The organism is Phytoactinopolyspora endophytica (assembly GCF_004138495.1).
Classification (GTDB): domain Bacteria; phylum Actinomycetota; class Actinomycetes; order Jiangellales; family Jiangellaceae; genus Phytoactinopolyspora; species Phytoactinopolyspora endophytica.
This window is the reverse complement of the sequence record NZ_ML142856.1, coordinates 1-8,519: the sequence shown is the minus strand read 5'-3', so window position 1 is coordinate 8,519 and position 8,519 is coordinate 1. Positions and strand designations below refer to the sequence as shown.

Sequence of the window (8,519 nt, the reverse complement as noted above, 5' to 3'; positions counted from 1 at the left end):
GGTCGCCGTCCCATTGGAATGGCGTCGCGACCAGGGAAGTGTCGTATTAAACGCCTATATGTCTCGTATGAATGCATGTGTCAAGCAGGAATTCGAGATCTGTTCGCCGTTTACGCGTGCTGATTGACGGATAAGTCGCCTCTATCATCACATCGAGACAGTGTCCGTTTGTGCCCCGGGCTTCCGCGCGGCTGTGATTGGTGTTACGGTCGTGAATGGTTGGTACGGAGGAGTCAAGTGTGAGTGATGTGACTAACGGGGCCTCGTGGTACCGAAGGGCAGCGGGGACAGTGGCGGCCTTGGCCGTGACGCTGACCGTGTTGAACCCTGCCTGGGCAAGCGATCTCGAGGATGAGATCCGCGACAATGAGGAGCAGCTTGAGGAGAACGAGCGTGAGCTGGCCGACGCCGAGGAGGAGCTCGCCCACTCCACGGACGAGCTCAACGACGCGACCCAAGCGTACGAGGACGCGGTAGCCCAGCTTCCGGCTGCCGAAGAGAAGCTGGCCAGCGCCGAGGCTGCACTTGACACTGCCAACCAAGAGTTGGAGACCGCTCAGGGCGAGCTCGCGGCTGCACGGGCGGCGGATGCGCAGGCTGCGGAAGAGCTGGCGGAGGCCGAGCGGAAGGTCGAAGACCAGCTGACTCGTATTGACGGCGTGAATGGTCAGATCGATGATCAGCGGGCCGACATCAGTCAGGTGGCGTCCCGCGCATACCAGCGTGGCACGGGAATGGAGTTTGCAACCCTCACCGCCGCACTTCAGGCGAGTGATCCGCATGAGCTGCTCAGCAACATGGAGGCGGCTCGGTCGGTGATGAACGCCGAGACAAGCGTTCTCAGCGGGCTCCAGGACAACCGTGCGGAGCTGGCCAACGAGCGTGTGGTTCTGGAGGATCTGGAGGCTGAGGCCGAGATCCTGCGTGAGCAGGCGGCGGAGCGGCTTGAGGAGACCGAGCGTCTTGAGGCGCAGGCGAGGGAAGCCCAAGCAGCCGCCAAGGATGCGGCGGACAGCGCCGCGGCGGCCAAGGACGACGTCGAAGCGCTGGTCGCGGCGCGAGAAGATGCGCATGCGGCGGCTGAGGCGGCTAAGGAAGATAACGCTCGGCAGTATGAAGAGCTGACGAGCGAGCGGGACAGCATCCAGGGCGACATCGACCGTCTCCAGCGCGAGCGCGAGGAGGAACTCGAACGTGAACGTGAACGGGAACGCGAGAGGGAACGAGAGCGTGAGCGGGAACGCGAGCGTGAGAACGAGAACGAGGACAACGACCCGCCTTCGGACGACGGCGGGGGGCCCGACGACGATGACAGTGGCGACTCGGACAGCGACGACGACGGTGGCGGCGATACCTCGCCGAGCGGGCTGCAGTTTCCGGTGGCGAGTCCCTATGTGACGTCTCCGTACGGCATGCGCACCCACCCGGTGACGGGCGTGTACAAGCTGCACGACGGCACGGACTTCCGGGCGGCGTGCGGAACCCCCATTCGGGCCGCGGCATCCGGGACGGTCGAATGGGCGAGTGCCCGCGGCGCGTACGGTAACCAGGTCGCGGTCAACCACGGCGACAAGATCACGACGTACAGCCATCTGTCGCGGTACGCGGTGAGTAGTGGATCCACGGTCTCCGCGGGACAGGTCATCGGCTACTCGGGCACGACGGGATACTCGACCGGTTGCCACCTGCACTTCATGCTCTACGTGAACGGAGCGCTGCAGGACCCCATGAGCTACCTGTGAGGTCACGGACAACATGGCCTGTGACGGCGGCGGGCAGAACAACCGAGGTCTGGGCGGGCCGAGCGTCGATGGCCAGCCGCAACCGATCGGCCGACGCCGGATTAATGATTCGTCGTGGCACCGCGCGGGATGAGATCCTGTAGATATGGCACGTGAGCAAGGGCGCACCCTGGTGGCGCAGAACCGCAGGGCGCGGTATGACTACCACATCGACACGACGTACGAGGCTGGGCTTGTGCTGACCGGCACCGAGGTGAAGTCGCTGCGTGCCGGGAAAGCGACGATCGGCGACGGCTATGCCGAGGTACGCGACGGCGAGGTCTGGCTACGCAACGTGCACATCGCGGAGTATGACCAGGGCACCTGGACAAACCACGATCCACGTCGCTCACGCAAGCTTCTGCTGAACAAGGACGAGATCAGCCGGCTGATCGGCAAGACGCGAGAGCGTGGCTTCACTTTGGTTCCGCTCTCGTTGTACTTCAAAGACGGCTACGCCAAGGTGGAGATCGCCCTCGCCCGAGGCAAGAAGACTCATGACAAGCGGCATGCGCTCGCAGAGAAGGAAGCCAAGCGCGAAGCAGACCGTGCCATCGCCCGGGCGCGACGGAGGTAGCGCCGGCATCCAGGGCTTGTGAGGACCCGCTGAAGGGGGCACAGTAGTGCCGTGCAGCGTGGCGCGAGTGCGGAGCCCAAGGGGCGCCCTACGGGACTGATCCAGTCAGCGCACCGTGCGCTGCAAGTGCTCGAAGCCATCGGCGAGGTCCCAGACGGGTTGACCGCCCGCCAAATCGCACAGCGACTGGACATCGCACTCGCCACGACGTATCACCTGTTGTCCACCCTGGTACACGCCGGCTACGTCGTTCATCTCGCCGACGATCGACGCTACGTGCTCGGGTACAAGGTTCGCGCGCTCGATGCGGGTTTACGCCGCCAGCTCCGCGTCACGCCGACGACCAGCCGGGTGTTGATGGACATCCACCGAGCCGCGGACGCGCCCGTCTACCTGGCGCTCTTCCGCGATCGTGAGGTGGCCATCGCCGATGTGGCCGACTCACCGAACCGCCCGCGGGTCGCCCAGCTCGACGTCGGGCTGCATCAGGTCCCGCACGTTACGGCATTCGGCAAGGTCATGCTTGCGGCGATGGACGCCGAGGCCAGGCATTCGCTGATCGACGAGGTGGGCCTGCCCGCGCTGACCCGGCGTTCGGCCACGAGCGTCACCGAGCTCGACCTCGAGCTCGACCGGGTCCGTCGGGACCGGCTTGCGGTGGAGGTCGACGAGTTCATGCCTCGGCTGGCGTGTATGGCGGTCCCGGTCTGTGACACGGTCGGCCGGGTGCGGGGAGCGGTGTCGGCGTCGGTGTCGAGTGCCGAGCTCGGGAGCCGGCGCAGGGCCATGGAGGCAGCGGTCCGGCTGGGCGCCGGGCAATTGGCCGCGACGTTCAGATAGCGATAACAGCGGTTGCCGGCCGAACCTGTCGGGTGCACTGTGGAGGTAGGGAAGCGCCCGGCGAGTTGACGCCCCACGCACGTCGGGCGCGCCCTTACATCGTGCCCGTCCGCGCTTGGAGGCCGACCATGCCCAAGGTATTGATCGTCACTGGAGACGCTGCCGAAGACCTCGAGGTCTTCTATCCTTACCAGCGGCTTCTGGAAGAGGGCTACGAGGTGGACATCGCCGCCCCCGCCGTGAAGAAGCTGCAGTTCGTCGTGCATGACTTCGTGGACGGGTTCGACACGTACACCGAGAAGCCCGGGCACTGCTGGCCCGCCGACGTCGCGTTCGCCGACGTGAACCCGGCCGACTACGTGGCCCTGGTGATTCCCGGCGGCCGTGCTCCCGAGTACCTCCGCAACGATCCCGATGTTCAACGGATCGTCCGGCACTTCTTCGACGCCGACGCTCCGGTCGCGGCATTGTGCCACGGTCCGCTGATCCTCGGCGGCGCCGGAGTGCTTCAGGGCAGAACGTCGTCTGCGTACCCGGCACTGGCAGTGGACGTCACGACGGCCGGTGGGACGTACGTCGACGGCGCCGACGTCGTTGACGGGAACCTCGTCACGGGTCGGGCATGGCCGGACCATCCGCAGTGGTTCCGGCCGTTCATCGACCAGCTGCGCAAGGTCGCACCGGTCGCTTGAGGTGTGACTGGGACCGAAACTCCAACCGACGCGCGGCTCAGGGTGGTGCGAGCGAGGAGGAGAGATTTCTTCTCGCTCTCACGCGGTCGGCGGGCGGCTTGAGTGAGCTGGTTGCGTAGCTCTGCCGCCGCCCGAAGATCGGTCGAAGAAGATCTCTCCTCCTCGTTCCGCTCCGTAGGCGTCGCGCGTCGGTTGGGGATTGGTTCCTCGTCACACCTGCGGGTGGTGGGTGCGGCCGTGCGTGGCTGGGCGAGGGCGGGGTCCACTGCGGGGTTATGGGCGAGTGGAGGGGAGCATGCGCCGGGCGACGTTCTCCTTGGAGGTGGGTGCGGGTTCGGCGATCCACGGACCGGTTCCTTCGCTGCCATCGACGATGCCGTTCTCCAGCCAGGTGTAGCGACCCTCGAGCAGGGACTTGGAGAGGGACTCGTCGGCGGAGTCGGTGTTGTTCCAGAGCGCATCGAAGAGACGTTCCACGCGGAGCCGGGATTGCCGGGCGAAGAGGTCGGCGAGTTCGACCGCCTCGTCGTCGCGTGCGTGGGCCTGCGTGCAGGCCGCGGCGATGGCGAAGAGCTCCGCCCCGATGTCGACGATCCGGGCCAGGAACCCCTGCTTCTTCTCCAGCCGTCCCTGCCAGCGAGCCATGCCGTAGAACGTCTGCCGGGCGAGACGCCGGGACGCGCGCTCGACGTAGCGCAGGTGGGGTGCGAGCCGGCCGAACTCGTTGTAGGCCCGGGGCTGCTGGCCGCGACCGGCGACCAGCTGGGGCAGCCACTTCGCGTAGAAACCTGTGGCGCGGGCGGCCGCCTTGGCCTTGCCGGGGAGCGCAACATCGGGATCGATCACGTCCCCGGCGGCCTGGAGATGCGCGTCGACCGCCTCACGAGCGATCAACAAGTGCATGATCTCTGTCGAGCCTTCGAAGATGCGGTTGATCCGCAGGTCGCGTAAGGCCTGCTCAGCCGGGACCGCTCGCTCACCCCGCGCGCGCAGCGAGTCAGCGGTCTCGTAGCCGCGGCCACCTCGGATCTGGACCAGGTCGTCGGCGATGCGCCAGGCGGTCTCGCTGCACCAGAGCTTGGCGAGCGCCGCTTCGATCCGGATGTCGCGACGTCCCTGGTCGGCCAGCCGGGATGAGAGCTCGAGCACGGCCTCCTCGGCGAAGACGGTGGCTGCCATGTAGGCGAGCTTGTGCGCAACGGCCGCGTGCCGGCCGATGGGTTTGCCCCACTGGACACGCTGGCCGGCCCACTCTCGGGCGATCTTCAAGCACCACTTGGCGCCCGCCGTGCTGGTGGCGGGGAGCGAGAGCCGCCCAGTATTGAGTGTGGTCAAGGCGATCTTGAGACCTTCGCCCTCGCGCCCGAGCCGATTCGCCGCCGGCACTGTGACCCGTTCGAAGCGGGTCACGCCGTTCTCGATTCCGCGCAGCCCCATGAACGCGTTCCGGTGCTCGACCGTGATGCCTGGCGTGTCGGCCTCGACGACGAACGCGGTCACCCCGCCCGGCGAACCGTCATGTTCGGGAACCCGCGCCATTACGACGAGCAGCTCCGCGACGACTCCGTTGGTGGTCCACAGCTTCACACCGTCCAGTTCGTACGCATTACCGCCGTCGACCGGTGTGGCGCTGGTGCTGAGGCGGGCTGGGTCGGAACCGACGTCAGGCTCGGTGAGGAGGAAAGCGCTGATCGCGCCGTGAGCACAGCGCGGAAGATATGCCTGCTTCTGTTCCTCGGTGCCGAAGAGCTTCACCGGTTCGGGGACCCCGATCGACTGGTGAGCGGAGAGAAGAGCACCGAGCGATGGATGGGCGCTGGTCGCCAGCATGAGCGCGCGGTTGTACGCGGTATGGCTGAGTCCGAGGCCGCCATAGGCCTCCGGGATCTTCATACCGAAGGCACCGATCCGTGCGAGCGCCTTGATGGACTCGTCCGGGATCCGCGCCTCTCTCTCGATGACCTCGCCGTCCACCTCCGTCGTACACACGGCGCGCAGTTGTTCGAGGAAGGCACCGGCACGTGCCTCTTCGTCGGCCGATGGCGTCGGCGGAGGATGGATGAGATCCAGCCGGAACCGGCCGAGATAGAGCTCCTTGGCAAACGAGGGCAGCCGCCACTCGGTATCGCGCGCTGCTTCGGCGACCTTGCGGGCCTCGCGTTCGTCGACGTTCCGGGCGTTCTGGGTGGTCCGCCCGTCGGCGCGTCGCGCGCTCTGCGTCGTCATCGTCCGCCTCCTCGTCGTCGTTGGCGGCTGGCGATCCCTTCCATTGTTACTCGCCGGTAGGCGTGGAGGAAAGCCCTCGGGCTCCTTCTCCCCGCATGCCTCAAGCGGCCGGTCGCCGGCCTCCGTGACCAGCCGCCGTCGGTCGCAGTGAAGAGTGAGAGTGTGAGGGGAGTTGTTCGGTCAAGGATGTGCTTGGCGGTCCGTTGGACTGCTGGTAGGGTGTCGAAGAAGAACGAATATTCGTTTTACTCACCGCCTCCCGCACACGGCAGGCCCTTCGAGCAGCTGGAGGTTCGTGTGTCCACTGTTGGAGTTATCTGGAGGTCCCTTGTGACTGTCGAAACCACCGCCCCCACCGATGGGCTGACCCCGGATGCGGCGGTTCGCCTGTACGTCGACAACGCCGCCCGTGCTGTCGGTCTTGAAGACGATGTTGCGCAGGTGCTCGGATCGAGCTACCGCGAGGTGACCGTTCAGGTGCCGCTGCGCCGCGACGACGGTAGCTTGCTGGTGGCCCAGGGCTATCGCGTTCAGCACAACGGCGCCCGGGGTCCTTACAAGGGTGGCCTGCGGTACCACCCGGAGGCCGACCTGGATGAGGTGCGGGCGCTGGCATCGCTGATGACATGGAAGACCGCTCTGCTGGACCTGCCGTTCGGCGGAGCGAAGGGAGGGCTGCAGGTCGACCCGCGCCACCTGTCGGAGCGTGAACTTCAGACGCTGACCCGGAAGTTCGCGCTGTCGTTGAGCCACGTCCTCGGCGTGTATCGGGATATCCCGGCCCCGGACGTGAACACCAACGCGCAAGTGATGGCGTGGTTCATGGACGCCTATAGCGGCCGCCACGGTTACAGTCCCGCCGCCGTCACCGGTAAGCCGATTGACCTGGGCGGTGCGCCGGGGCGTGAAGCGGCTACCGGGCGCGGCCTCGTCTACGTGCTGGAAGCGGCCGCACGTCGGTGGGGTTGGGACCTGGCCGGCCGTCGGGTGGTAGTTCAGGGCTTTGGGAATGTGGGTACCTGGGCCGCCCGCGACCTGGAAGCGCTCGGTGCGCGGGTGGTCGCAGTCAGTGACATCGGGGGTGGTGTCTTCAACGATAACGGCCTGGACGTCTCCCGCCTGATCGAGACCGTGGCGGCCGGTGGCTCCGTCGTCGATTCGGACACCCCACATACCAAGCTGTCCAACGACGAGGTGCTGACTCTCGACTGTGACATCCTCGTGCCGGCTGCTCTCGGTGGATGCATCACCGGGGCCAATGCGGCGGACATCCGCGCGTCCCTGGTCGTCGAAGGAGCCAACCATCCGGTCAGCCCGGCAGCCGATGAGATCCTGGCCGACCGGGGCGTCCGGGTCATCCCGGACATCCTCGCCAACGGCGGTGGCGTCACCGGCTCCTACTTCGAGTGGACCCAGAACATCCAGCAGTTCCAGTGGAAGGAGGACCGCTTCAACACCGAACTGCGGGACCGGCTTGACCGCGCATTCAACGATGTCGCCGAGTACTCGGAGTCGCATGAGTGCACCTACCGTTTGGCGTCCTACTCGATCGCGCTGGAGCGCGTCGCCCGTGCGGTGCGGCTGCGCGGCTACGTGTAAACGGACCGGGCTATCGCATGCCACGCGTCTCCGAAGCGTACGCGAGCGCGCGTCGCCAGCAGATCCTGGAAGCCGCGTGGCGTTGCTTCGCGCGCGAAGGCTTCCATGCGACGTCCATGCAGGACATCTTCGCCGAGTCAGGGCTCTCTGCGGGGGCGGTGTACCGGTACTTCCCGAGCAAGCTGGATCTGGTGACCACCACCGCGGAGAGCATTTGGCAGGGCGTCGATGCGGCCTTCGACAGGCTGGCGCGCATCGACCCCGTACCGGCCCCGAACGAGGCGTTCCGAATCGTGCTGGGGACGGCGTTCGGGAACATCAGCAACCGGGCGGTCGACGTCAGCCGGATCGCCGTGCACGTCTGGTCGGAGGCGCAGCGCGAGTCCAGCATTGGCACGCCGGTGAAAGAGATCGGCCGGGGGATCCGGGAACGCTGGGCCGGGGTGGCCGTGCGCTGGAAGGCGGCCGGTCGTATCCCCGGCGATGTCGACCCACAGAACGTCGGCCGTATCTTCTACGGGTTGATGGTCGGGTTCATCCTGCAACGGAACCTGGTGGGCGATGTGTCGCTCGACCAGTACGTTGTCGGCCTCACCGCCTTGTTCGAGCAGGCTCAGTAGGTACCGGGCGTTTGGGGAACGACTGTTCGATTTATGATGGCTGCCGGACAGTGGGAGGTCGGAGTGACGATGCTGGTAGGCCCAGGCTTGCGTCCCGGGCGTTTCACGTCGCGGGTGCTGGCGGTTCCCCGGTTTGTGGTGCAGCGGTTGATGTTGAAGCCGTTGGTGTGGTCGTTGACGCGGG

General features: G+C 66.4%; 7 protein-coding genes. 6 read left to right on the top strand and 1 reads right to left on the bottom strand.

Annotation, left to right across the window (positions count from 1 at the left end):
- Window positions 1-239: 239 nt before the first annotated feature.
- The 4 genes from ELR45_RS16430 to ELR45_RS16415 all read left to right on the top strand — a co-directional run bounded on the left by ELR45_RS16430 (window position 240) and on the right by ELR45_RS16415 (window position 3,890).
- Entirely contained in the window at window positions 240-1,742 is a 1,503-nt protein-coding gene (locus ELR45_RS16430) for a M23 family metallopeptidase (RefSeq protein ID WP_165367830.1), read from the top strand.
- A gap of 145 nt (window positions 1,743-1,887) precedes the next feature.
- Window positions 1,888-2,358 (top strand): SsrA-binding protein SmpB, encoded by a 471-nt coding sequence (gene smpB / locus ELR45_RS16425; protein WP_129667376.1) that lies wholly within the window; start codon window positions 1,888-1,890, stop codon window positions 2,356-2,358.
- Window positions 2,359-2,409: 51 nt separating this feature from the next.
- The gene (locus tag ELR45_RS16420) at window positions 2,410-3,198 is read left to right on the top strand and encodes an IclR family transcriptional regulator (protein ID WP_129667375.1); all 789 of its coding nucleotides are present in this window, start codon (window positions 2,410-2,412) and stop codon (window positions 3,196-3,198) included.
- 128 nt (window positions 3,199-3,326) lie between these two features.
- Window positions 3,327-3,890, top strand: a complete 564-nt coding sequence (locus tag ELR45_RS16415) for a DJ-1/PfpI family protein (RefSeq protein WP_129667374.1) — start codon at window positions 3,327-3,329, stop codon at window positions 3,888-3,890.
- 273 nt (window positions 3,891-4,163) lie between these two features.
- Here the strand turns inward: ELR45_RS16415 and ELR45_RS16410 are convergent, their stop codons facing one another.
- Window positions 4,164-6,116 (bottom strand): acyl-CoA dehydrogenase family protein, encoded by a 1,953-nt coding sequence (locus ELR45_RS16410; RefSeq protein WP_129667373.1) that lies wholly within the window; start codon window positions 6,114-6,116, stop codon window positions 4,164-4,166.
- A 330-nt stretch (window positions 6,117-6,446) separates the two neighbouring features.
- Here ELR45_RS16410 and ELR45_RS16405 point away from each other — a divergent pair, with 330 nt between their 5' ends.
- Window positions 6,447-7,715 (top strand): Glu/Leu/Phe/Val family dehydrogenase, encoded by a 1,269-nt coding sequence (locus ELR45_RS16405; protein ID WP_205856721.1) that lies wholly within the window; start codon window positions 6,447-6,449, stop codon window positions 7,713-7,715.
- Window positions 7,716-7,732: 17 nt separating this feature from the next.
- The gene (locus ELR45_RS16400) at window positions 7,733-8,335 is read left to right on the top strand and encodes a TetR/AcrR family transcriptional regulator (protein ID WP_129667371.1); all 603 of its coding nucleotides are present in this window, start codon (window positions 7,733-7,735) and stop codon (window positions 8,333-8,335) included.
- The last annotated feature ends 184 nt before the right edge of the window (window positions 8,336-8,519 follow it).

Coding starts and splice junctions, on each gene's coding strand:
- ELR45_RS16415 (WP_129667374.1), top strand. CDS start 3,327: ATGCCCAAGGTATTGATCGTCACTGGAGACGCTGCCGAAGACCTCGAG.
- ELR45_RS16410 (WP_129667373.1), bottom strand. CDS start 6,116: ATGACGACGCAGAGCGCGCGACGCGCCGACGGGCGGACCACCCAGAAC.
- smpB (WP_129667376.1), top strand. CDS start 1,888: ATGGCACGTGAGCAAGGGCGCACCCTGGTGGCGCAGAACCGCAGGGCG.
- ELR45_RS16400 (WP_129667371.1), top strand. CDS start 7,733: ATGCCACGCGTCTCCGAAGCGTACGCGAGCGCGCGTCGCCAGCAGATC.